We start from the raw sequence: 24228 nt of genomic DNA on the forward strand, positions 1-24228 counted from the left end.
CTGCCGCGCCTACTCCCCACAGGTATCGGTGACGGGTCCGCCGTCGAGCCGGTCCTGCGTCCATGACAGCAGCTCGGGGGCGAGCGCCGAGGCGGGTTCCACGAGGTCCACGTGGCCGAGGCCGGGGTAGGTGCGGTAGTCGACCTGCTGACCCGCCGCGCACAGCCCGTCGACGTAGGAGCTCTGGGCAGCCGGCGCGATGATCGTGTCCGACTCGCCCTGCGCCAGCAGCAGCGGCACCGAGAGCGTCGCGGGCGGGATGTTCTCCACGAGGCGTTGCCCGAAGGCACCCGTGGTGGGGTCGGTCGAGTAGACCTGCGGGTCGCGTGACTGGGCGAGCTCGTTCAGCACCGAGACGGCGGTGCCCGGGTCGCTCAGGCAGCGCTCGGACGCGCTGCGCACGAAGGGCGAGGACCCCGGGCGGATGTAGTCGTCCCACCGGACGTCCTCGTACACGCTGGTGTAGGCGGCCGCCACGAACGAGGCGAAGATGCTGCCGCCGAGCATCGAGGACAGGGTGTCGAGGAAGCCGGGCAGGTTCGAGGCCGGCGCGAGGGCCGCGACACCGGACAGCGGTACGTCGGGCGCGTACTCGGCTGCGACCGCCCCCACCCACAGCGCTGCGCCGCCGCCCTGGGAGTGGCCCCAGACGGCAGTCTGCTGACCGAACGAGGCGCTCTCGAGGCCACGTGCCGCCCGGACCGCGTCCAGTGCCGCACGGGCGCTGTCCTGCCCGATCAGGTACGGGTGCGGCCCCTCGGTGCCGAGCCCGATGTAGTCCGTGGCCACCAGCGCCCAGCCTTGCGCGAGGATCTCGGGCAGCAGGAACAGCGCACCGGACTCGAAGGGCTCGGCCAGCAGCGAGGGTGCACAGTGTCGCGCGAACCCCGTGGTGCCGTGCGTCCAGGCGATGACCGGGGCCTGGGTCACGCCGTCAGGGACGACCACGAGCCCGCTCGCGACGGCGGGCGAGCCGTCGCCGTGCGTGGTCGTGTAGAGGATCCGCCACGCGCTCGCACCCTCGGGCACCTCGCGCGTGAAGGGTTCGGAGCGGATCAGCGCGCCGGGCTCCTCGGGCACCGTGCGCGGGGCGGCATAGAACTCGTCGACGACGGCGGAAGGCTGCCTGAGCGTATAGCTCAGCCCGGCCGCACCCACGGTCAGGACGAGCACCAGCACCGCGGCTACCGTGCGCGACCAGCGCCGCCACGGACCTGCGCGCGGCTGCGGCTCAGCGGCCGGTGCCGGCCGCAGCGTCCCCCACACCAGCAGCGCGCCGGCGCCGCCCAGGCGCGCACCGAAGACTACCGCCACCACCAGCAACGTGATGTCGGGCCACAGCAGCGCGAGCACGCCGAGCACCACCCCGGCGAGCCCGAACGCGAGCTGAGCGACCCGCGCATCGAGCTGCGCCCTCGCCCGGCTCGCGACGATCACCCCGCGGATCCCGCTCGCGATCAGCGCGACGCCGACCACGAGCGCGACGGCACGCACGGTGAGCGCCGGCCAGCTCAGCACGAAGACGCCGCCCGCAGCCCAGAACCCGGCCACCACGCGGCGAAGCGTCCGGGTGCGGCGGTCGTCGCCGTCGTCGCGGTGCTCCATCAGCTCGAGGGCACCCGCCACCAGCATCGCCGCGCCGATGAGGAGGGCGAGCAGCCCCAGCGACGTCGCCGGTCGCGTCAGCACCACCATGCCGACCGCCACGGCGAGCACCCCGATCGCGAGCCGCCAGGGGCGCGGCAGCCGCCAGACCAGATCCCGCGGGGCTGCCCTCGGTGAGTTCGTCGACATCGCCCTCCAACCCGACCCAGGGAACAGCGCACACGCTAGCGCCTGAGGGGCGGCGCACCGTCGTCCACAGGAGGACGGCGGGGGCCGGCAGAGTCGGTGCCAGCGCCTACGCTGGGTGGTGCGATGACCTCTCTTTTCAGCGACCTCCCTCTGCCCGGTCTCGGTGGCGGCGCACGCCCCGATGCCGAGTCCCACCTCCCGCGTGTGATGGCACCCCGGGAGGGCCAGCGTGACCCCGAGATCCCCGACGGCGGAGCCCCACAGGGTTCCTTGGTCGCCGATGCGCTGGTCGAGGGGCTGAACCCCCCTCAGCGCGCGGCCGTCACCCACGCCGGCGGGCAGCTGCTGATCATCGCCGGCGCCGGCTCCGGCAAGACGCGGGTGCTCACGCACCGCATCGCCTACCTGCTCGCGACCGGGCGTGCGAAGCCGGGCGAGATCCTCGCGATCACGTTCACCAACAAGGCCGCCGCGGAGATGCGGGAGCGGGTGGAGGAGCTCGTCGGTCCGCGTGCCAGGACGATGTGGGTCTCCACCTTCCACTCCGCGTGCGTGCGGATCCTGCGCCGCGAGGCGAAGACGATCGGGCTGCGCTCCAGCTTCTCGATCTACGACGCCGCGGACTCCCAGCGCCTGATGACGATGGTGTGCCGTGAGCTCGATCTCGATCCCAAGCGCTACCCGCCCAAGGCGTTCAGCCACCGGGTCTCGGACCTCAAGAACGAGCTGATCGACCCGGATGCCTACCTCGCAACGGTGGGCAACAACCCGTTCGAGCAGAACCTCGCGGCGGCGTACCGGCGGTACCAGGAGCGGCTGCGGCAGGCGCACGCGCTCGACTTCGACGACATCATCATGACCACCGTGCACATGCTGCAGGCGTTCCCGGACGTGGCCGAGCACTACCGGCGCCGGTTCCGCCACGTGCTCGTCGACGAGTACCAGGACACGAATCACGCCCAGTACGTACTGGTGCGCGAGCTGGTGGGCATGAACGCCGATGGCACGTGGGCCACCGAAGGGGTGGAACCCGCCGAGCTCACCGTCGTGGGTGATGCCGACCAGTCGATCTACGCCTTCCGCGGCGCCACGATCCGCAACATCATCGAGTTCGAGACCGACTACCCGAACGCCGCGACGATCCTGCTGGAGCAGAACTACCGGTCCACGCAGACGATCCTCACGGCGGCGAACTCGGTCATCGCGCGCAACCCCGGCCGCAAGCGCAAGAACCTGTGGACCGACGCCGGCGCGGGCACGCAGATCGTCGGGTACGTCGCCGACAGCGAGCACGAGGAGGCGCGATTCATCGCCTCCGAGATCGACCGGTTGGGGGACTCGGACGACGTCAAGCCCGGTGATGTGGCCATCTTCTACCGGACCAACGCCCAGTCGCGTGCGCTCGAAGAGGTGCTGGTGCGGGTGGGGCTGCCGTACAAGGTGGTCGGCGGCACGCGCTTCTACGAGCGCAAGGAGATCAAGGATGCGATCGCCTACCTGCGGGCGATCGTCAACCCCGACGACGACGTCAGCATCCGCCGGATCTTCAACGTGCCCAAGCGTGGGCTCGGGGACCGCAGTGAGGCGATGGTCACCGCGTACGCCGAGCGGGAACGGATCAGCTTCGGTGCTGCTCTCGGGCAGGTCGAGGACGTGTTCGGCCTGGCCGCGCGCGCGATCGCCACGATCAAGGAGTTCGCGGCGATGCTCGAGCGGCTGCGGGGGATGTCCGCGGCGGGTGCCACCCCCGCGGAGCTGCTCGACACCGTGCTCGAGGAGTCCGGCTACCTGCGCGAGCTGCGCGCGAGCGACGACCCGCAGGATGCCTCGCGGGTGGAGAACCTCGCCGAGCTCCACGCGGTGGCGGCCGAGTTCGCCGAGTCCGACCCCGAGGGAGATCTGGGCGACTTCCTGGAGCGCGTGGCCCTGGTCGCCGATGCCGACCAGATCCCCGAGGGTGCGGGTGAGTCCGGCGTCATCACGCTGATGACCGTGCACACCGCGAAGGGTCTGGAGTTCCCGGTCGTGTTCGTGACCGGGCTGGAGGATGGCACCTTCCCCCATCAGCGCAGCCTCGCCGATCCGGACGAGCTGGCCGAGGAGCGCAGGCTGGCGTACGTGGCGCTCACCCGTGCGCGCGAGCGGCTGTACGTCTCGCGTGCCGCGGTGCGCACCGCATTCGGGATGCCGAACGAGCTGCCGGAGTCGCGCTTCATCTCCGATGTGCCCGAGGAGCTCATCGACTGGAAGCGCCGCGAGTCCTCGATGCAGCGCTACCGCGGCGGGTCGTTCACCAGCGGTGGCGGCTACGGGTCGACCGGCCCGCGCAGCTCCCGCCTGGCCGAGCGGCGCCAGCGCAAGGAGTCGGCCCCGCCCTCGCCCGATGCGCCGAAGTTCGGGTCGGCAACGCCTCGCGCGGACGTGCCGAACCTCGAGATCGGTGATCGCGTGACGCACGATGCCTACGGCATGGGTCGGGTGGTGGCGATCGAGAGCGGCGGCACCAACGCCGTCGCGAAGATCGACTTCGGCGAGGCCGGGACCAAGCGGCTGCTGCTGCGGTACTCACCGGTGACCAAGCTGTAGCCGTAGCGGTGTGAAGGCGACGTGCCTGGTGCCTCGGAATCGAACGGCACGCGGCCCAGGCCAGCACGGCGGCAGCGGACGACTGCGTTTCTACCGTGGTGAGGTCGACTTCTACCATGGGGCTGAACATCAAGAACGACCGCGTGCACGAGCTGGCGCGGGAGGCAGCACGCCGGACCGGCCGCAATCAGACCAGCGCGATCGAGCTCGCCCTGGAGCGGCAGCTCGCGGACCTTCGGCGCGAGGGCACCGATGCGGCACGGGTCGATCTGATCCACTCCATGCAGCGTGCGGTGGCCGGGGCGGATCTCGATACCGACTTCCTCTATGACGCGGACGGGCTGCCCCGGTGATCGTGGACACCTCCGCCGTCGTGGCTGTGCTCAAGGCTGAGTCAGGCTGGGAGGCGCTCGACAGCCGGCTCGCCGAGGATGAAACGCCGCGCATGTCAGCAGGGACCTACCAGGAACTCGCGATCGACTGCTCGAGGCGTGGGGTGTGGTGATCGAGCCCGTGACGGCGGAGCTCGCCCGCCTCGCGCGTGCCGCCTATCGGGACTTCGGGCGCGGCTCAGGACACCGTGCGCAGCTCAACGTCGGGGACTGCTTCGCCGACGCACTTGCGAGCCGATCGGGCGAGCCGTTGCTGTTCGTCGGTGACGACTTCTCCGCGACGGACCTCAGTAGCGCCTGATCGCTTGAGGGCCATCTCGCGGTGAACCCGGTGGCGCCGGCAGCGCTCACCAGGCCGAGCGCAGCACCCGGAGCTGCAGGACCGCGAAGGCGAGCACGGCGACGCCCTGGGCGACCGCCCACACGACGCCGGCGGTGGTCAGGTCGAACGGGTTGGCGATCGCGACCACGAAGGAGCCCACCGCCCAGACGATGTTGATCACCGCGAGCGCCTCGGGCAGAGCGGGCGGACGCGACGCCGATGAGGCCACGGCGACCAGGCCGACCGTGACCATGGCGAGAACCGCTCCGGCCGCGAGGTACAGCGCGGGACCGGCGCCGAGAAGGTCCGGCAGCACCTGGTGCAGCGCCACGTATGCGACCGCGTTGGCCCCGGTGACGGTGGCGTCGACAAGGAACCAGAACCGATGGGCCGGGCGGGTGGCGACCGTGCTCATCGAGCAGCTACCGACCGGGCCACGGGCTCAGGCGGATGCGTGAGCGGCTCGAGGTCTTCGGGGGCGGCTCGAGACCCGCTCGACACCGGGAGCCGGCTTCACAGTGACGGGATGGCTGCCCCGCGCGGTCACCGAGGTCGAGGCATGAAGCCTCAGGCGCGCGCGTCCGGCGCGGCACCGGTCAGCGTCGTCGTCAGCATGCGTGCGGTGGACCGAGCGAGCTCGGGAACGGCCGCCGGCTCTTCGTCGAGCATGATCACCCAGGCGAACAGCGGGCCGAGCAGGAGCGCGTGCACGACCGCGGGGTCGGGGCGTTGTGCCAGCTCTCCGCGATCGACGGCACGGTCGAGGAGGTCCTCCACGATCGAGCGCTCGACGGCGAGGTACTGCTGCTCGAAGGTGTCCCCGAGGCCCTGGTCGACGTGGATGTCGGCGAGCAGGCCAGCCATGACCTCGGCGGAGGACTGGGCGAGCTGGTGCGCGATGCGCGTCGTCAGGTGCTCGAGGTCGCCGTGCAGGGACCCGGTGTCCTCGGGAGGTGCCTCGCGCAGATCGTGCACGAGGATCGAGAAGATCATCTCCTGCTTGGTGGCGAAGCGCCGGTAGATCGCGGCCTTCCCGACGCCGGCGCGTGCGGCGACCGCCTCGACGGTGAGTGCCGCGTAACCGGTCTCGGCCAGCAGGCTCCGGACGGCGGCCCCGAGGGCGTCGTCGACCCGGCTCTCGCGGGGGCGACCGCCGGCTTGCGCAGGTCTGGCCATGGTGCCACTATACGAGTCTTGCAGTATCGGAACCGACAGACTCGAAACGTTGCTCGACCGACAGGAGAGCCAGTGATGGCCACGACGATCACGGGGCGGCCTCGCCCACGGCTGGAGAAAGGTCAACGCCTGACGGCGGCCGCTGGATGGGTCGCGGCCTCGTTGGGTGCGGTGCACGTCGTCGTCGCGCCCTGGGATGCTCGGGAGATCTGGTCGAGCGTCGCCGCGGACCGGTGGTGGAACGCCTTCACGCTCGACCGGGCGACGACGCTCGCCGAGCTCAAGCGCTCCGAGGCGTTCTGGGTGTCCATGGGCAGCTTCGGTGCTCCGATGCTGATTCTGGGCGCCTATCTGCTCTGGTCGGTGCGGCAGCGGCGCCGGGTGCCCGCGTGGGTGGGCGTCGCACTTCTCGTATGGGGACTGCCGTTCGTCGTCGTGCTGCCGGCCTCGCCCGGCTGGGCGATCCCCGTCACGGGGATCCTGGTGGTTCTCGGTGACCGGAGGGAGCGGCGATGACGTGCCGCAGCAGGCCGGGCGGAGGTGGTCGATGGAACGCCTGATCAGGGTCGGTGGCATCGATCTGTGTGTCGAGTCCTACGGCGAGCGGGACGATCCTGCCGTCCTTCTGCTGGCGGGGACGTCCTGCTCGATGGACTGGTGGCCGCCGAACCTGTGCCGCCAGCTCGCCGAGCGGGAGCTGTTCGTGATCCGGTTCGACCAGCGCGACACGGGCCGAGCGGCGCACGACGAGCCCGGGCATCCCTCGTACTCGTTGCCCGACCTGGCCATGGACGCCGTCGGGGTGCTGGATGCACACGGGATCGCGGTCGCTCACTGGGTCGGCTTCTCGCAGGGCGGCTGGGTGGCTCAGCTCGCCGCGCTGGACCACGCGGATCGCGTCGGCTCGCTGACGCTGCTCTCGACACGACCGACCGGGCACGGGGCCGCCGATCCCGATCTCCCGGAGGTTTCCGCTGCGCTCCTGGTGGCCTGGGAGGCCGGCTCGGCGGAGCCGAGCTGGGACGACCCCGCTGACGTCGTGGCGTATCTGATCGAGGGCGAACGGTCCCTGAGCGGGCCGGATTTCGACGAGGCACATGCGCGGAGCATCGCGGAGAGCTGCGTGCGACGTGCGCTCCAGGTGCGGTCGGCCGTGGTGAACCACCCCGCCGCGAGCCAAGGGCCGGGGTGGCGTCACCGACTGCACGAGATCGAGGTTCCGTGCCTGGTGGTGCACGGGTCCGAGGACCCGTTGTTCCCTCCCGGCAACGCCCGCGCACTGGTGGACGAGATCCCCGGAGCCCGGCTGGAGGTGTTGCCGGGAGTGGGGCACGAGCTGCCCCCGCGCACCTGGGCACGCGTGGTCGAGCTGGTGGAGGTGCAGGTCCGGACCTCGCCCGCCCCGCGGTGAACCAGCCTCTGCTCGGTGCCACCGCCGCGCTGGCGCTGGGCGCCGCGCTGGCCTACGGCCTCTCGGACTTCCTCGGCGGGATGGCGTCCCGCGCCCAGAGCGTGTGGGCGGTCGCCGCGATCAGCCAGGCCACGGCCGCAGCAGTGGCGCTGCCCTTCGCCCTGGCGACCTGGGTCGCACCCGAAGCCAGCACCGTCGGCTGGGCCGTGCTGGCCGGCGTCGGTGCAGGCGCCGGCAACGTGCTCGTCTACCACGGGCTCGCCAGCGGACGCATGATGGTGGTCGCTCCGGTCGCCGCCCTCACCTCGACAGCTGTGCCGGTGGTGGCGGAGCTGTTGAGCGGCCGACCGCCGAGCTCAGCGGCTGCCGTAGGAGTCCTCGCCGCGGCGACGGCGGTCTGGCTGGTCTCCGGCGGCAGTCTGCGCACCATGAAGAAGGGCGAGGGCCGCGACCTCGCGCTCGGCCTGCTCGCAGGTGCGGGCTTCGGCACCCAGTTCACCGCCCTCGGTCAGGTGCCTCCCGAGGCCGGCCTCACCCCGGTGGCCCTCAGTCAGATCGTCTCGGTGATCGGCATCGTCGCGATCGCCCAGGTCCGCCGTGCCCGGTGGTTGCCACGGCGACGATCGGCGGTACCGATGGTCGCCGGGGCGCTCGCCGGCGCTGCGACGCTGCTCTTCCAGCTCTCGGCGCAGTCCGGCGCGCTCACGGTCGCGGCCGTCGTGACCTCCTTGTACCCGGCCGTGACCGTGATCCTCGCGGTCGCCGTGCTGCGTGAGCACATCACTCGGAACCAAGGCATCGGCCTGGCGCTTGCCGCCACGGCTGTCGTGCTCATCAGGTCCGGTTGACGATCTGTGCCTCGGAGGCGTCGGGTCCGGGCAGCATTGCCCACCCGGCAACCATCGGGCACGATAGGGCGCATCGAACAGCGACCAGAGGTACCGGCGAAGAGCCGGGGCGACGGCGAGCCCATCGCGGCTGAGCAGCAGCCCGCCACGTCACCTGTGGCGGCGCGGTGGAGCGTGAAGCTCGTCCCCGCAGCCATGCTGTCGATCTCGGCGTTCTTCCTGTTCGCGCTGCCGATCTGGTACATCGCCTACCCGCTGCTGGTCGGGGCGCTGGTGACGGCCTTCGTCGTCGATCGGGGCCTCGCCAAGGACCTGTTCCTCATCGGGGTGGGCGTCGGCATCGTCTCCTGGACCTCGGTCGAGGCTGACGTCGGCTGGCCATCCTTCATCCGGATCGGCGCCACCCTCGTGCTGGCGGTGTCGGTGCCGTTGCTGATCGACCGCTTCGTCTTCAAGCGCAAGGCGTACGGGTTTCCCTGGCGGAGTCGGGAGAAGAAGACCCGCGGTGAGATCGCCTACCTGTTCGCCGTGCCGTTCCTCGGCTGGGCGCTGCTGCCCTTCTACTTCATCCGGTCAGGTGCGTACCTGAACTGGCCGAACATCACCGACACATCGGAGCTGGTGCGCTTCTTCATCGGCGTCAACGCGGTCGGCACCTGGGACGAGCTCTTCTTTGTCTGCACGTGCTTCGCACTGCTCCGGCGACACTTTCCGGTCTGGCAGGCCAACGTGCTCCAGGCGACGATCTTCGTCTCGTTCCTCTGGGAGCTGGGGTACCGGGAGTGGGCCCCTCTGTTCACCATCCCCTTCGCGCTGCTGCAGGGGTACCTGTTCTCCAAGACCCGCTCGCTCGGGTACGTGCTGATCGTGCACCTGCTCTTCGACGCGATCGTCTTCCTTGCGATCGTGCACGCCCACAACCGCGACTGGTGGCCGATCTTCGTGTACTGACGCCGGGGATGTCGGAGCAGCACCGAGTGCTTGCGCAAGAACTGTCGGGCGCATGATCGCCGTCCAGCTCCATACTCGAACTGTGAACGAGCCAGGCCGTGACCGCATCCGTGAGCTGCTCGACGCCGTTCTCGCCGGCGACGGTGGCGACCGGCTCCAGGACCTGGCGGCCACGGCCTACGCCTCACCGTTCCACTTCAGCCGGCAGGTGAGCCGGGCGGCGGGGGAGCCGCCGGTGGCGATGCGGCGGCGGGTGATGCTCGAGCGTGCCGCGTGGCGGATCCAGCGTGGCGGGTCGGTCACCGACGCCGCCTTCGAGGCCGGGTACGACTCCGTCGACGGGTTCTCGCGAGCCTTCTCGCGCGGCTTCGGCTGCGCGCCGAGCGCGATGCCCGCACGCGGTGAGCGCGGGCACTGGCTGCCGGCGCCCAACGGCATCCACTTCCACTCGCCGACCGTGCTGTACGTCGACGCCGGCGGAGTGCACGAGCAGCCGGCCGGTGAGGTGGTGGCGCTCATGGTGCGGCACGACCTCGACGACACCGACGCTCTGCTCGGCGCCGCCGGGTCGCTGAGCGAGGAGGAGTACCGCCGCGAGCGGATGCCGGGTCACCAGGTGCTGACCTGGTCGGGCGCCGAGACCTCGCTCGCCCACGTGCTGCGACACCTCGCGCTCGACAAGCTCCCGTGGCTCGCGAGCATCGAGGGTGCGGACGAGCCGGATCTGGGTGGGCCGGACGATGCCACCACACTGCGGGCCCGGCACGCCGACATCGCCGCGCGGTGGCTGGCGATGACACGCGACGTCGAGCGCCGCAGCGCCTGGAACGACCGCGTCATCGATGCGATCTGCGACCCTCCCGAGTCGTTCCTGCTCTCCCAGATCGTCGCGCACGCGCTGACGTTTGCGGCGCACCGCCGTCAGCTCGCCCGGTGGATGCTGCAGCAGGCCGGCGCCGACCTGACCGACCCAGTCTTGGACCCCGACCCGATCAACTGGCACCGCCGTGCCGGAGGAGGACCCACGTGACCCGCTACCGCTACAACACCGCCACCACGCTCGACGGCTTTCTCGCCGACGACACCGACTCCCTCGACTGGCTGCTCAAGCAGGACTTCGACGAGAACGGACCCGGGAATTTCGGCGCGTTCATGGCCGGCGTCGGCGCCCAGGTGATGGGCGCCACCACCTACGAGTGGATCCTCGACCACGAGAAGGGCGCCTGGACCTACACGGCTCCCACGTTCGTCTTCACCCATCGCGACCTGCAGCCGGTGGCTGAGAACATCACCATGGTCTCCGGCGAGCCGGCCGACCACCGCCAGGCGATCGAGGCCGCTGCGGGTGAGAAGGACGTGTGGATGGTCGGCGGCGGTGACCTCGCCGCGGCGTTCCAGGCAGCAGGCATGCTCGACGAGGTGATCGTCTCGATCGCGCCCGTCACGCTCGGATCCGGCCGACCGCTGCTCAGCGCCCCGCTGGACCTGCGGCTGGAGGAGTGCGACCGAAACGGCGAGTTCCTCGTGGCGAGGTACGCCGTCGTGGGTCCGCTGGGCAGTCGATGACGACGGATCTCTCACCTCGGTGCGGCCGCTCTGGTGGGGCTGGTGGCTGGGCGTCCATGCGGGGCGGTGTGATGGACGCGGAGTGACCTGTCGGGTGAGGGGTGGTGGCTGGGCGTCCACGCGCCGTGCTGCCGTGGACGCTGAATGACCTGACGCCCGCCCGGCGATCTGACCGGGCATTCATCCTGTTCGGCCGATCTCACATCTCCGGGTCCCCGGACGTCTACAGCGTGTGTCACCGCATCGGTGACCTCTGCTCCGCAGACCGCTGTGAAAGGACGTTCGCCCATGCCTCAGCGCCGCCGGCTCCCGCGACGAGGACTCTGGGATCGAGTGCGACGCGCTCGGCGCCCTGCACCCCTGCGTGAGGTGCTCTGCGCGTTCCCGCGCGTCTTCTCATGAGGTGGTGGCTCAGCCACGGCGTGCGGGTCTCGCGTGTCGGCGCCCCCGGTTGTCGGTCCACCCACCTAGCCTGAGCGCGGGAGGTAACGTCGGTGGCCGTGGTGACCGAAGTGCAGGGAGCCGTCCGCGAGCCTGCGCGCCCACGCACCGCACCACGCCGCCACGGTCGCCGGTTCCCGAGCGGCACCGCCTCCGCGAAGCGCGGTCGCATCCTGGGGCTCGACGGGCTCCGCGCCCTCGCGGTGCTCGGTGTGCTGATCTTCCACCTGCGACCCTCGACCCTGCCCGGCGGCTATCTCGGCGTCGACATCTTCTTCGTGCTCTCCGGTTTCCTCATCACCACCCTGCTCGTCCGCGAGGTGAACGAGCACGGCCGCATCGATCTCAAGGGCTTCTGGACCCGGCGCGCTCGCAGGCTGCTGCCCGCGCTGGTGCTGGTGGTCGTGGTCTCGACCGTGATCGGGCTCGCGGTCGGCGACGACCTGCTGGTCGACATCCGGCGTCAGGTGCTCGGCGCCCTCACGTTCTCCAACAACTGGCTCGAGATCGGCGCCGGGTCCTCCTACTTCACCCACACGGCGCCGCAGCTGTTCGTCAACTTCTGGTCGCTCGCCGTCGAGGAGCAGTTCTACCTCGTCTGGCCGGTCCTGCTCGCCGTGATCCTGGCGGTCACCCGCACGGCGAAGCAGCGGATCGGCCTGGTGCTGGGCCTGGCAGGCATCTCCGCGACCCTGATGGCCCTGCTCGCGGTCGGCGGCGTCACCCGCGTCTACTACGGCACCGACACCCACGCCTTCGGCCTGATGATCGGGGCTGCCCTCGCCCTCGCGCTGTCGAACCCCGAGACCGACCTGCGCCGATTCGCCGCGTGGGCACGGCTCAGGATCCCGCTTGCGATCGGGGCAGGCGTCGGTCTTCTCGCCCTTCTCCTCACGCTCGACGGCGAAGGTGCCTTCGCGTACCGCGGCGGCATCCTGCTCGCTGCCATCCTCACGGCCACGCTCGTGGCCAGCCTCGCCACTGCGCCGGGCGCGCACGACGGGCTGATCCGGGCGTTCTCCGCCCGACCGATGGTCTGGCTCGGCGAGCGCTCCTACGGGATCTACCTGTGGCACTGGCCCGTGCTGCTCATCGTCACCGCGGTGCTTCCCAGCGCTCTCCCCGACTCCCCGACGAGCTGGCTGGTGCGAGCGCTGGCCCTCGTGCTCACCCTGGCGGCGTCAGCCGCCTCCTACCGCTGGCTCGAGCAGCCGGTCCGCAAGCACGGCTTCCGGCAGAGCGTCCGACAGGCGCGCGTCGCACTTCTCGGAGCAGCGCCGCTGCGGCCTCGCATCCTTGCCGGTGCCGCCGCTGTGCTCGTGGTGGTCTTCGGCCTCGCGCTCGCCGTCGCTCCCGACAAGTCCCAGGTCGAGATCCAGCTGGAGCAGGCGGCCCAGGCTCTGGAGAACGAGTCGGCCGCCGTCAACCCGCCCACCGAGCCAGGCGAGGGCGCGGCCACGGGCGAGGCTGCGCCGTCGGGCGAGGCTGCGCCGTCGGGCGAGGTCGTCCAGGAGGCGACAGAGCAACCGAGCGGAGCCACCGTGCCCGCGGGAGAGGAGATCACCGCGTTCGGTGACTCGATGCTCTACGTGGCCTCACCCGCGCTCAAGGCCGATTTCCCCGGCATCGCGATCGATGCGAAGTCGAACCGGCAGTGGCCCGATATCGTCGCTGCGATCGAGACCGCGCTCGCTGCGGGCACGGTACGTGACGTCGTCATCATCGCCGCCGGCACCAACGCGGGCCTGCGGGACCCGGCCCCGCTGGAGCAGGCGCTCGAGCTCCTCGGCCCCGACCGGCGTGTGGTGCTGGTCACGATCTACCACTCCAGCAGCTGGATCGGCGAGAGCAACGAGAACATGGCCGCCGTGGCTGCGAACCACCCGAACGTGGTCGTGGCCGACTGGTACGGGACCATCACGCAGAACCTGGATCAGCTGCAACCTGACGGGGTTCACCCGGACATGGACGGCATGTACCTGTTCTCGGACGTGGTCACCGCGGCGCTCGCGAAGCTGCCTGCGCAGTAGCAGCACGGGCACGATCGGCGCGTTCGCGACGTCACGAAGCGGTCACCGCTGCGCGGTAGGGTCGGGCTGACTTTTGCGGCGCTGATGACGGAGGGCAAGACCCGTGGATCTGTTCGAGTACCAGGCGCGCGACATGTTCGAGAAGCACGGTGTACCCGTGCTGCGGGGCATCGTCGCCACCACCGTGGAAGAGGCAGCGGAGGCTGCCGAAGCCCTGCTGCCGCCCGATGGTGGCGTCGTCGTCGTCAAGGCTCAGGTCAAGACCGGTGGCCGTGGCAAGGCGGGCGGTGTCAAGATCGCCAGGTCCGTCGAGGAGGCCGCTGAGGTCGCTCGAGCCATCCTGGGTATGGACATCAAGGGCCACACCGTGCAGCGCGTGATGATCGCCGAGGGCGCCGACATCGCGGAGGAGTACTACTTCTCGGTGCTGCTGGACCGGGCGAACCGCAACTACCTGGCCATGTGCTCGGTCGAGGGCGGGGTGGAGATCGAGCAGCTCGCCGTCGAGCGCCCCGAGGCGCTGGCCAAGGTCGCCATCGACCCGATCGTGGGAATCGACGAGGCCAAGGCGCGCGAGATCGTCGAGACCGCCGGCTTCGCGGCCGAGCTCCAGGAGCCTGTCGCGAAGGTCATCCGCACCCTGTGGACCGTGTTCACCGCCGAGGACGCCACGCTGGTCGAGGTGAACCCGCTGGTGCGCACCGGTGCCGGTGACATCGTGGCGCTCGATGGCAAGGTCACGCTCGATGACAACGCCTCCGAGGTCCGCCACCCCGACCACGAGGCGCTCGAGGACAAGGCCGCCACCGACCCGCTCGAGGCGAAGGCCAAGGCCAACGGGCTCAACTACGTCAAGCTCGACGGCGAGGTCGGCATCATCGGCAACGGCGCCGGCCTCGTGATGAGCACCCTCGACGTCGTGGCCGGGGCAGGCAAGAAGCACGGCGGCGTCAAGCCCGCCAACTTCCTCGACATCGGCGGCGGCGCCAACGCGCAGGTGATGGCCAACGGCCTCGACGTGATCCTGCACGACCCGCAGGTCAAGAGCGTGTTCGTCAACGTCTTCGGCGGCATCACCGCCTGCGACGAGGTCGCCAACGGCATCGTCGGAGCCCTCAACATCCTCGGTGACGAGGCCACCAAGCCGCTGGTCGTGCGCCTCGACGGCAACAACGTGGACCTGGGCCGGGCGATCCTGGCCGAGGCTAACCACCCGCTCGTCACCCTCGCAGAGACCATGGACGGCGGCGCCGACAAGGCTGCCGAGCTGGCCAACGCCTGAACCCGGAGATAAGCACAGACATGTCGATCTACCTCAACAAGGACTCGAAGATCATCGTCCAGGGCATCACGGGCGGGATGGGTGCCAAGCACACCGCCCTGATGCTCGACTCCGGCGCCCAGATCGTGGGTGGTGTGAACGCGCGCAAGGCGGGCACCACGGTCACGCACAAGGACCACGACGGGAACGACGTCACGCTGCCCGTGTACGGCACCGTCAAGGAGGCGATGGCCGAGACCGGCGCGAACGTGTCGGTGCTGTTCGTGCCGCCGGCCTTCACCAAGGACGCCGCCATCGAGGCGATCGACGCCGAGATGCCCCTGATGGTCGTCATCACCGAGGGCGTGCCGGTGCAGGACTCGGCCGAGGTGTTCGCCTACCTGCAGGGCAAGAAGACCCGCATGATCGGCCCCAACTGCCCCGGCATCATCACCCCGGGCGAGTCGCTCGCGGGCATCACGCCGCACACCATCACCGGCAAGGGCCCGATCGGGCTGGTCTCGAAGTCGGGCACGCTGACCTACCAGATGATGTACGAGCTGAAGGACCTCGGGTTCTCCACCGCCATCGGCATCGGCGGCGACCCAGTGATCGGCACCACGCACATCGACGCCCTCGAGGCGTTCGAGCAGGACCCCGAGACCGAGGTCATCGTCATGATCGGTGAGATCGGTGGCGACGCCGAGGAGCGCGCCGCGGCGTACATCGCCGAGCACGTGACCAAGCCGGTCGTCGGCTACGTGGCGGGCTTCACCGCCCCCGAGGGCAAGACGATGGGCCACGCGGGCGCCATCGTGTCCGGCTCCGCCGGCACCGCCCAGGCGAAGAAGGAGGCGCTCGAGGCCGCGGGCGTCAAGGTCGGCCAGACGCCGAGCGAGACCGCCTCCCTGGTCCGCGAGATCCTCCACGGCTGACGCCACAGCCCAGCTTTCGATCGATCCGAGGGTGGAGGCCGCCCGGCCCGCGCGGCGGACCGGACGACCTCCACACCGGTGAGCACCAAGGGCTGGGCACGTCGGTGTGTCGGCAGGCGGATCCGCCGCTGAACGCCGACGATGGGGGAGATGTCCACCACGCTGCCGCCGAGGATCCCGCCGCGCGTCGTCGAGCACGACGACCCCCGGGAGCCCAGGCGCGTCCACTGGCGTCCGCCGGCGCAGACCCTGCGGGGTGCGCTCGCCGGGGCTGAGGCAGCGATCGGGTCGTGGCTGGTGGTCGCGGTCGTCGCGATCGCCGGGTACGTGGCCACGGCTGCTGCTCCCGAGCTCGGCGCGGCCACCTGGGTGGATGCTGCGCGCGTGGGGTCGGCGATCTGGCTCCTCGGCCACGGCGGCGCGCTCGAGCTGACCGGTGTCTCGATCACCCTGGTGCCGCTCGGGGTCAGCCTGGTGGCGCTCGTGGGGATGGCGACCTCCTTGCGGCGCGTGCGGCCTGCCACCTGGTGGCCCGTCGGCGCGGCCGTGCTCTGCTACACCGTCCTCGCGGCCGGGTTCGCGGCGCTGGCCGCGACTCCGGGCTCCTGGCGCGGCGTGCTCGGCGCTCCCGTGCTCGCGGCGCTGGGGGCTCTCATCGCGATGCGCGGCCGCGTCCCGGCCGGCACGAGGACGGCGCTCGACCGGGTACCGATGCCCGTGCGGGTGGGCCTGGGGGCCGGTGCGGTCGGTGCTGCGCTGCTGCTCGCGCTCGGCCTGGCCACGGTGATCGCCGCTGTCGCCGCGGGATTCCCGCGCGTGATGGAGCTGCACGCCGCGCTCGTGCCCCACGGCGTCTCGAGCGTGATCATGGTCCTCGCCCAGCTCATGCTGCTGCCCACGCTCGTCCTCTGGGCGGTGGGCTTCCTGACGGGGCCGGGCTTCGCCGTCGGCGAGGGGACCTCGTTCTCGCCGGGCGGCATCGACGCCGGGCCCCTCCCGGTCGTGCCCGTGCTGGGTGCGCTGCCCGAGCCGGACAGCCTCGTGGGCTCGCTGGGCTTCATCGTGGTGCTCGGCGTGCTGGTCGGCGCCGTCGTGGGGCTCTGGGTGCGACGGCGCGCGGCCCCCCTCGCCCAGACCGCGATCGCGGTGGCCGTCAGTGCCCTGACGGCGGCGCTCGCGATCGCGGCGCTGGTCACCCTCTCCTCGGGGTCGGTGGGACCGGGTCGGATGGCCGAGGTCGGACCGGATGCGATGGCCGTCGGTGTCGCGGTGGTCTGGCAGATCGCGCTCGGTGCGGCGGTCACGGCCCTGGCGGTTCACCCTGAGACCCGGGCCGTGCTCGGCCGCGTCGGCGGGGCCGTCGGCTCCTGGTGGGCGGGCGTCCGCTCCTAGCCCCTAGCTCCGCGCCAGGTTCCTTGCCTCGTCCCACTCCTGGTCGCAGCGCTCCTGCGCGGTGATCGTGACCGCGCGCTCGCGGCACTCCTGGTACGCCACCTGCTCGTCCCAGTAGATGGTGAGCTGCGTCGTCGTCCCCACCGTGGTCAGGCAGGTGAGCATCAGCCCGCCGATCAGCATCGGGGAGAGCATCCCGGGCCAGCGGAGCTTGCGGACCCTGCCCAGGGTGCGCACACCGAACACGAGCGTGCCGACCCCCACGAGCGGCGCCAGGAGCTGCCACGGCACGGGGAGGTTGCCCGCGAGCAGGGTGGCCATCATCATCAGCCCGAACAGCATCGTGCTGCCTGTCACCGAGCGGACCTGCTCGGGCGTCAGCTCGGGCGGCGGCTCCTGGGCACGCTGGGGCGGCCGCTTCTGCCACTGGCCCTGAGGCGGCTGCTGCCTGGGCGGACGGGGCTTCGTCGGGTCCGGCGGTGCGTACGGGTTGGTCACGGCGCTCTGTCGTCGGCGGATGGTTGACGACGATTCTTCCACGCCGACGGGCTCGTCTACGCTTGGCGTCCGTGTCCACCCCGACCCGCGTCGTCGTTCTCGTCTCCGGTGCCGGCAGCAACCTCGCAGCCCTGCTCGACGCCGCCCGCGACCCCGGCTACGGCGTCGAGATCGTCGCAGTCGGTGCGGACCGCGACTGCGGCGGGCTCGGCCTCGCCGACGAGGCGGGTGTGCCCTCCTTCGTGGAGCGCGTCAAGGACCACGACACCCGCGAGGCGTGGGATGCGGCGCTGACGGCGCAGGTCGCCTCGTACGCCCCCGACCTCGTGATCAGCGCGGGGTTCCTCAAGCTCGCGGGCGAGACGTTCCTCGGCGCCTTCGGCGGGCGGTACCTCAACACCCACAACGCGCTGCTGCCGGCGTTCCCCGGCATCCACGGCCCGCGCGACGCGCTCGCCTACGGGGTCAAGATCACGGGCGCCACCCTGTTCGTGGTCGACGCAGGGATCGACACGGGCGTGATCGTCGCCCAGGTCGCGGTGCCGGTCCTCGAGGGCGACGACGTCGACGCCCTCACCGAGCGCATCAAGGTCGCCGAGCGAGACCAGCTCGTCGAGTGGGTGGGCAAGCTCGCCCGTGAGGGGTTTCGTATCGACGGGCGGCAGGTTGTGCTCGGGGGCTGACAGCTCGCGCTGTGCGAGCAGGTCGGGACCAGCCGTCGCGTCTGGCGGGCGGTAGACTGCCCGAGTCCGATCGTGACTGGCGTCGAGGTGGAGCACCACCTGGGAGCGGTCGGAGGCTCTGCCTGACGCGCGCCGATCGCCTGGGTGCGCCGGTGTCCGCAACCGAACCAGGAGAGCCCTCCATGACCGACGTCGTCCCGATCCGCCGCGCCCTCGTCTCCGTCTACGACAAGACCGGCCTCGAAGATCTCGCCCGTGCGCTGCACGCGGCGGGCGTGTCCATCGTCTCGACGGGGTCGACGGCGTCCCGGATCGCCGCCGCCGACGTGCCTGTGACCCCGGTGGAGGAGCTCACCGGTTTCCCCGAGTGCCTCGACGGCCGCGTCAAGACGCTGCACCCGCGCGTGCACGCCGGCATCTTGGCCGACCGACGGCTGCCCGAGCACGTGCAGCAGCTGGCGGACCTCGAGGTCGAGCCGTTCGACCTCGTGATCGTCAACCTCTACCCGTTCACGCAGACCGTGGCCTCGGGGGCGTCGCAGGACGAGTGCGTCGAGCAGATCGACATCGGCGGCCCCTCGATGGTGCGCGCGGCGGCCAAGAACCACCCGAGCGTGGCCGTGGTCGTCGACCCCGCTCGGTACCGCGACGTCGTCGACGCGGTGGAGCGCGGAGGCTTCAGCCTTGCCGAGCGGACGGCGCTCGCAGCCGAGGCCTTCCGCCACACGGCGAGCTACGACGTCGCGGTCGCGAGCTGGCTGGGCGGCGTGGTCGAGCCCGAGGAGGCCCTGCCCACCTGGACCGGCTCCACCGGGGTGCGCTCCGCCGTCCTGCGCTACGGGGAGAACCCGCACCAGCAGGCGGCCCTGTACACGGATGGGACCGGCGCCGGGCTGGCCGGCGGACGCCAGCTCCACGGCAAGGAGATGAGCTACAACAACTACGTCGACGCCGATGCCGCGTGGCGGGCTGCGCACGATCACGGCGACGCCCCCACGGTCGCGATCATCAAGCACGCGAACCCGTGCGGCATCGCCGTCGGGGAGAGCATCGCGCAGGCGCACGCCCGGGCTCACGCCTGCGACCCGGTGTCGGCGTTCGGCGGCGTGATCGCCACCAACGGGACCGTCGACGAGGCCACCGCGAACCAGATCAAGGGTGTGTTCACCGAGGTCGTGGTCGCGCCGGGCTTCACGCCCGAGGCGGTCGAGATCCTCACCCAGAAGAAGAACATCCGGCTGCTCGAGGTGACCGCCCCGCCGAGCAACGCCCTCGAGCAGCGGCAGATCTCCGGTGGCCTGCTCGTGCAGCAGGTGGACCGCGTCGACGCCGAGGGCGACGACCCGACCACCTGGACGCTCGCCGCCGGTGAGGCAGCGGACGAGGCCACGCTCGCCGACCTCGCGTTCGCGTGGCGCTCGGTGCGCGCCGTGAAGTCGAACGCGATCCTGCTCGCCCGGGACGGCGCCTCGGTGGGCATCGGCATGGGCCAGGTCAACCGGGTGGACTCCTGCGGTCTGGCGGTCGAGCGCGCGAACGGTCACGGCGAGGAGCGTGCGCGCGGTGCCGTGGCTGCCTCCGACGCGTTCTTCCCGTTCGCCGACGGACCGCAGATCCTCATCGACGCCGGTGTGCGCGCGATCGTGCAGCCCGGCGGCTCCGTCCGTGACGCCGAGGTGATCGAGGCCGCCCAGGCCGCCGGCATCACGCTCTACCTGACCGGCACCCGCCACTTCTTCCACTGATCGCCACACCCCGATTTCAACGCACGTTCGACACAGGCGGACGTGCGGTGAAATCGCAGGTGTGTCGGATGTGCGTTGAAATCAGGTGGGGAGGACGGCGGAGCGCAGGGGGGTGGCAGGGTCGGCGGCGAGGGCCAGGTCCAGGCTCGGGAGGGACTCGCCACGCAGCAGCTTCCTGATGGCCGCCACTTCACGCGGGAGGTCGACGACGACGGCACCCACCAGCCGCTGGCCGCTCAGGTGCAGCTCGCTCCAGCCGGTCTCGCCCGCTCGGAAGATCCGCCGCGTGCCGGGCTCGCCCTCGCGGACGAGGCGTCCGAGCACCTCGAGGTGGTGCCCCAGCTGGTCGGAGAACACCTCGGGCGCGGGCTCCGTCGACGGCAAGGGGAGTCCGAGGATGCCGGCGGCCACGAGCGCGGGGTCGCGCAGTGCTGTGAACCAGTGCCCGCCGGGGACCGGACCGAAGTGCAGCGTCTCCCGGACCGCGATGTCACCCACCGCCCAGAGGCCGGGCACCGAGGTGCGGCCGGCCCGGTCGGTGGGCAGGTGCCCGCTCGCGAGGGTCGGTGCCAGGTCCGCGAGCCACCCGGTGGCGGGGCGCACCCCCACGGCCGAGAGGACGACGTCCCCGCTGACCTCGGTGCCGTCGTCGAGCGTGACGGTGCCGCCCGCCACGTCGGTGACGATCACGTCGGTCCGCAGCTCCACGCCCGCCGTCGTGTACCACTCGCGGGTGCGCTCGCCGGTCGCCTCGCCGAGCTGGCGCCACAGCGGCGCCGACCCGGCCTCGAGGACCGTCACGCGGATCCCCGCGGCGGCGGCCACGCCGGCGACCTCCGCGCCGATCCACCCGGCGCCGATGACGATCACGTGCCGCCCCGGCCGGACCTGGTCGCGCAGGTGCGCGGCGTCGTCGGCGTTGTGCAGGGCCACCGCGTCCGGCCAGGGCCGTACGGGTACCGAACCGGTCGCGGCCACCACCGCGTCAGCCGTGAGCTCACCCTCGTCGGTGGTGAGGACGAGAGCGTCCCCGGCCCGCCGGATCCCGCTCGCCGCCCGCCCCAGGTGCACGGCGTCGGCCAGCTCCAGGTGGTCGTGCCCCAGGTCCTCGGCCAGCCACAGCGGCTCGGCGCGCGAGAGCAGCTCCTTCGACAGCGGGGGGCGGTCGTACGCCGGCCGGGTCTCGGAGCCGACCCAGGTCAGCTCGCCAGCGAAACCCAGCCCGCGCAGCTCGGCGAGCGTGCGCAGCCCGGCCAGGCCGCCTCCGACGACGACCACGCGATCCGGGACGCCCAAGGGTTCATCTGTGGTCACCTCGACAACCTATCGCCGGCGATAGGGTCGACCCCGTGCCGACCGAGGATCAGACGCTGGTGACGCCCCGTCAGCGCACCCGGATCATGATGTGGCTCGCGCTCGCGGCGATCATCGCGACGGCGGTGGTTGCGTGGGTCGTCGCCGTCAAGGTCGCGCTGCTCGTCCTCTCGGGCGCGCTGCTCGCGTTCGCGCTCGTGCGCGCCGTGAGCCCGGCACCCGGGCCGTACGGCATCTCGATCCGCTCCCGGGCCTTCGACATCACGCTGATGGTCGCGGCCGCGGTGCTGATCGCGGTGGTGACCCTCAGCCTGCCGATCGCGGAGCTGGGCTGAGCTCCAGCACCGGCGCCGCGAGCAGCCCGGACGCCACGCCCTCGAGCGCGCGGTCGAGCTCCTGCATCACGAACCGGCGCCCGTAGCGCTCCTCGGTGCGCTGCACCAGGGCGTGGATCTCGCTGTCGTGAGCCAGCGCGTTCGCTGCCGTGTTGTGCACGGTGATCTCGATCGTGTTCACCCCCGCCCGCACGGCGTCGCTCACATCCACCCGGTACGGCGGCGCCACCGCGAACCCGCACTCGACGCCGTTCACCCGCACCCGTGCGACCTCGCCGACCGGAGGGCGCACCCACGCCCGGTAGGCCGGCCCCACCTCGCCGCGCTGCGGGCTGCGGCCCTCGTCCAGCGACGTCACCGGGCGGAGGTCCAGCACCGCCTCGCCCGCGCCTGGGAGCTCGACCGACAGCGAGTACGTCGCGCTTCCCGAGTAGTCCGCCCGGGTGTCCTCCCAGCGGTGCGGCAGCGTCACGGGCTCCGCCGCCGCCCCCTCGAAGGCACACTGCCAGCCCTCGGCGAGCGTCACCTTCTCGCGGAGAGCGGGCGTGGCCACCGCAACCTCGGCCACCTCGGTACCGCTCACGAGGATGGTCGCCTCGTACGGCGAGAGCTCGACGGCGACCGGTCCGGTGCCGGACCCCGTCACCTCTCCCGTGGCCGGGTGCCAACGCTGCCACGCACCCTCGATCGCCAGGGTCGCCTGCTGCGAGGTCGAGGAGGTGTTCGCGAGCATCCGGACGTCGAGGTCCCCGATCCGGCGGTGCACCACACCGATCTCGCTCTCGATCTCGCCGAACGGCGCCGCGACGGCGCGGCGCAGGGCTGAGGCGAGCTCCGCCGTCGAGGTGTCAGCCGCCCCCGGGATGCTCACCGAGGAGTCCACGGTCAGCACCGTCGAACCCGCGTGCGCCGCGCGCTCGAGCCAGGCGCGGGTGGGCTCGGGGAGCGTGCGCGTGCTCGGGACGAGGACCAGCGCGGGCGGTTCCGGGGCGGCAACGGTGACCACCTCGTCGTCGAACAGCCGGTAGTCCAGGCCCGCGCGGCGGATCGGCCCGAGCACCTCCGGCCCGATGGTGCGGCTCGCCTCCTTGAAGCAGTCCACCGAGCCGCCGATCGCGGCGGCGGACTGCGCGAGCACGTCTTGGGTCGGCACGTACACCGCGACGTCCGCGACCCCCACGCCCTGCCGCAGCAACCAGCTCAGGCGCGTCAGGTGCGCCGTCACGCTGGGCATCGCGGGCCACCACGGGTTGCGGTCGTCGAGGCAGCCGGCGGCGTAGAAGAACCAGCCGAGCCCGGGTGCGTCGTGGGGCGAGTACGGCCAGCCGTGCCCGATCAGCAGCGTCACGCCGTTGAGCAGGTGCTCGTGCGCCTCGCCGAGCAGGTCGAGCGGCGTGGCCCGGAACGAGGGGGAGTGCACCCAGGTCCAGGCCTCGGCCGAGACCACCTCGCGGCCGTAGTGGTGCGCCGCCGAGGACGCCCAGCGCGTGGCGGTCAGCTCGGTCCAGCCCCAACCCTCACCCTCGAAGGCGTCCGCGAACCGGTAGCTTGACAGCGTCGCCGGCGGGGTGCCGTAGCCCTGCAGCCGGAACGGCACGCCGCGCTCCGCCGCCCAGGTCTGCACCACCTGCACGAACCGCTCCTCGTACAGGTCCACGAGCGTGCGGTGGTAGTCGGCGCGGAAGCGATGCGCCTCGTCGCCCTCCGGCTGCAGCAGTCGCGGCAGCTCGGGCAGCATCGGGTAGCCGCGGCGACGCTCGAACTCGGCCGCCAGCTCGGGTGTGAAGTCCGCGTGGTACACCTCGAGGCTGTCGCAGAACACCGAACCCACGAGCTCGGAAGAGACGGCGTCGAGCATCGGGTCGGCGACCGCACGCAGGTGAGCGAGCGTGGCCGTGGCGCTGTAGTGGTCGAGCACCGGCCCCTCGGCACCGGCCGCCGCGCGCTTGACCTGCTGCCCGGTCAGGCGTGACCAGGCGAGCAGCACGTGCCGCGTGCCCGACCCGTCGGGAACGGTGACCCGCCAGCCGGTGCTCGTCCGCTCGAGGGCGAGCTGCTCGAACGTCTCGATCCGCTCGCCCGCCACCCCGGGCGTGACGTAGGCGCCCACGAGCTCATCCCCGGGCCAGGCCGCCGCCAGGTCCAGGGTGTGCGAGCCGATCGCCACGTCGTGCCGTTCCCAGCGCAGGCCGCGCGCCGCGAGCTCGGCGGAGATGTGCGGTCCGCCGTAGGACCAGCCGCTGCCCAGCGTCAGGTCGAACCGTAGCCCCAGCTCCTTCGCCCGCTCAGCCGCCCACCTCAGGTCGGCGAGGAGGGCCGGGGAGCCGAGCTCCGCCGTCGCCTCCTCCAACGGGTAGACGAACGAGACCTCGACGCCTCCGAGGCCCGCCTCGGCCATCGCGACGAGCTCGCGGTCCAGCTCCGCACGCTCGACCGCCGGGCCGAACCACCACCACCGCATCATCGGTGCCGCGTCGGGGTGGTCCTCACGCAGCGCGGCGCGAAGCTGGTCGGCAGTGACGATCTCGCTCACGAGCACGATCCTCCC

General features: G+C 71.5%; 22 protein-coding genes and 1 riboswitch. Of the genes, 16 read left to right on the top strand and 6 right to left on the bottom strand.

Translation table 11 applies throughout. The features are described from left to right. Positions 1-9: 9 nt before the first annotated feature. Positions 10-1794 (bottom strand): lipase family protein, encoded by a 1785-nt coding sequence (locus GPA03_RS12095; RefSeq protein WP_156252268.1) that lies wholly within the window; start codon positions 1792-1794, stop codon positions 10-12. A gap of 123 nt (positions 1795-1917) precedes the next feature. Here GPA03_RS12095 and pcrA point away from each other — a divergent pair, with 123 nt between their 5' ends. The 3 genes from pcrA (at position 1918) to GPA03_RS22880 (ending at position 5073) form a co-directional block, all read left to right on the top strand. Next, positions 1918-4380, top strand: coding sequence for a DNA helicase PcrA (gene pcrA / locus GPA03_RS12100; RefSeq protein WP_156252269.1), 2463 nt, complete (start codon positions 1918-1920; stop codon positions 4378-4380). A 116-nt stretch (positions 4381-4496) separates the two neighbouring features. Continuing rightward, positions 4497-4733, top strand: a complete 237-nt coding sequence (locus GPA03_RS12105) for a type II toxin-antitoxin system VapB family antitoxin (RefSeq protein WP_156252270.1) — start codon at positions 4497-4499, stop codon at positions 4731-4733. Between the two features lie 148 nt (positions 4734-4881). Beyond that, a complete protein-coding gene (locus GPA03_RS22880) occupies positions 4882-5073 on the top strand; it encodes a type II toxin-antitoxin system VapC family toxin (protein WP_241681261.1) in 192 nt (63 codons plus the stop codon). Positions 5074-5119: 46 nt separating this feature from the next. Here GPA03_RS22880 and GPA03_RS12115 read toward each other — a convergent pair whose 3' ends face one another. Both GPA03_RS12115 and GPA03_RS22460 read right to left on the bottom strand, forming a co-directional pair. Beyond that, positions 5120-5509 carry a hypothetical protein gene (locus GPA03_RS12115; RefSeq protein WP_156252271.1) on the bottom strand — a complete coding sequence of 130 codons (390 nt, stop codon included), beginning with the start codon at positions 5507-5509 and terminating at the stop codon, positions 5120-5122. 152 nt (positions 5510-5661) lie between these two features. Next, a complete protein-coding gene (locus tag GPA03_RS22460) occupies positions 5662-6270 on the bottom strand; it encodes a TetR/AcrR family transcriptional regulator (RefSeq protein ID WP_162458352.1) in 609 nt (202 codons plus the stop codon). Between the two features lie 75 nt (positions 6271-6345). On the opposite strand from GPA03_RS22460, the gene GPA03_RS22465 reads away from it, so the two are divergent. The 10 genes from GPA03_RS22465 (at position 6346) to GPA03_RS12165 (ending at position 17105) form a co-directional block, all read left to right on the top strand. Further along, positions 6346-6786, top strand: coding sequence for a DUF6463 family protein (locus tag GPA03_RS22465; RefSeq protein ID WP_162458353.1), 441 nt, complete (start codon positions 6346-6348; stop codon positions 6784-6786). A 31-nt stretch (positions 6787-6817) separates the two neighbouring features. Further along, a complete protein-coding gene (locus tag GPA03_RS12125) occupies positions 6818-7681 on the top strand; it encodes an alpha/beta fold hydrolase (protein ID WP_156252273.1) in 864 nt (287 codons plus the stop codon). After that, entirely contained in the window at positions 7678-8529 is an 852-nt protein-coding gene (locus GPA03_RS12130; RefSeq protein WP_206673534.1) for an EamA family transporter, read from the top strand. Before GPA03_RS12125 ends, GPA03_RS12130 begins: the two co-directional genes overlap by 4 nt. A gap of 174 nt (positions 8530-8703) precedes the next feature. Further along, on the top strand, positions 8704-9480 hold the full coding sequence (locus GPA03_RS12135) for a CPBP family intramembrane glutamic endopeptidase (RefSeq protein WP_241681262.1): 777 nt from the start codon (positions 8704-8706) through the stop codon (positions 9478-9480). 82 nt (positions 9481-9562) lie between these two features. Beyond that, positions 9563-10510, top strand: a complete 948-nt coding sequence (locus GPA03_RS12140; protein ID WP_241681263.1) for a helix-turn-helix domain-containing protein — start codon at positions 9563-9565, stop codon at positions 10508-10510. Next, positions 10507-11046, top strand: coding sequence for a dihydrofolate reductase family protein (locus tag GPA03_RS12145; RefSeq protein WP_156252275.1), 540 nt, complete (start codon positions 10507-10509; stop codon positions 11044-11046). Before GPA03_RS12140 ends, GPA03_RS12145 begins: the two co-directional genes overlap by 4 nt. A gap of 503 nt (positions 11047-11549) precedes the next feature. Further along, positions 11550-13517 (top strand): acyltransferase family protein, encoded by a 1968-nt coding sequence (locus GPA03_RS12150; RefSeq protein WP_241681264.1) that lies wholly within the window; start codon positions 11550-11552, stop codon positions 13515-13517. 103 nt (positions 13518-13620) lie between these two features. Beyond that, on the top strand, positions 13621-14799 hold the full coding sequence (gene sucC, locus GPA03_RS12155; protein WP_156252277.1) for an ADP-forming succinate--CoA ligase subunit beta: 1179 nt from the start codon (positions 13621-13623) through the stop codon (positions 14797-14799). Positions 14800-14819: 20 nt separating this feature from the next. Further along, positions 14820-15713 carry a succinate--CoA ligase subunit alpha gene (gene sucD / locus GPA03_RS12160; protein WP_156252278.1) on the top strand — a complete coding sequence of 298 codons (894 nt, stop codon included), beginning with the start codon at positions 14820-14822 and terminating at the stop codon, positions 15711-15713. Between the two features lie 150 nt (positions 15714-15863). After that, the gene (locus GPA03_RS12165) at positions 15864-17105 is read left to right on the top strand and encodes a cell division protein PerM (protein ID WP_156252279.1); all 1242 of its coding nucleotides are present in this window, start codon (positions 15864-15866) and stop codon (positions 17103-17105) included. 3 nt (positions 17106-17108) lie between these two features. Here the strand turns inward: GPA03_RS12165 and GPA03_RS12170 are convergent, their stop codons facing one another. Beyond that, a complete protein-coding gene (locus GPA03_RS12170; protein WP_156252280.1) occupies positions 17109-17603 on the bottom strand; it encodes a hypothetical protein in 495 nt (164 codons plus the stop codon). Positions 17604-17674: 71 nt separating this feature from the next. On the opposite strand from GPA03_RS12170, the gene purN reads away from it, so the two are divergent. Next, complete coding sequence (purN, locus tag GPA03_RS12175; protein WP_338325732.1) at positions 17675-18286, top strand: phosphoribosylglycinamide formyltransferase; 612 nt, start codon at positions 17675-17677, stop codon at positions 18284-18286. A gap of 62 nt (positions 18287-18348) precedes the next feature. After that, positions 18349-18439: riboswitch (ZMP/ZTP riboswitch) on the top strand. A gap of 29 nt (positions 18440-18468) precedes the next feature. Continuing rightward, positions 18469-20031: a bifunctional phosphoribosylaminoimidazolecarboxamide formyltransferase/IMP cyclohydrolase gene (purH, locus tag GPA03_RS12180; protein WP_156252282.1), complete on the top strand. Its 1563-nt coding sequence runs from the start codon at positions 18469-18471 to the stop codon at positions 20029-20031. 81 nt (positions 20032-20112) lie between these two features. Here the strand turns inward: purH and GPA03_RS12185 are convergent, their stop codons facing one another. Continuing rightward, the gene (locus GPA03_RS12185) at positions 20113-21345 is read right to left on the bottom strand and encodes an NAD(P)/FAD-dependent oxidoreductase (RefSeq protein WP_241681265.1); all 1233 of its coding nucleotides are present in this window, start codon (positions 21343-21345) and stop codon (positions 20113-20115) included. Between the two features lie 35 nt (positions 21346-21380). Here GPA03_RS12185 and GPA03_RS12190 point away from each other — a divergent pair, with 35 nt between their 5' ends. Continuing rightward, positions 21381-21680 carry a DUF3017 domain-containing protein gene (locus tag GPA03_RS12190; protein WP_156252283.1) on the top strand — a complete coding sequence of 100 codons (300 nt, stop codon included), beginning with the start codon at positions 21381-21383 and terminating at the stop codon, positions 21678-21680. Here GPA03_RS12190 and GPA03_RS12195 read toward each other — a convergent pair. Further along, positions 21652-24213: a glycosyl hydrolase gene (locus GPA03_RS12195; protein ID WP_156252284.1), complete on the bottom strand. Its 2562-nt coding sequence runs from the start codon at positions 24211-24213 to the stop codon at positions 21652-21654. The two genes, GPA03_RS12190 and GPA03_RS12195, sit on opposite strands and share 29 nt — an antisense overlap. Between the last annotated feature and the right edge of the window lie 15 nt (positions 24214-24228).

The organism is Pseudactinotalea terrae (genome assembly GCF_009733845.1).
Lineage (GTDB): Bacteria > Actinomycetota > Actinomycetes > Actinomycetales > Beutenbergiaceae > Pseudactinotalea > Pseudactinotalea terrae.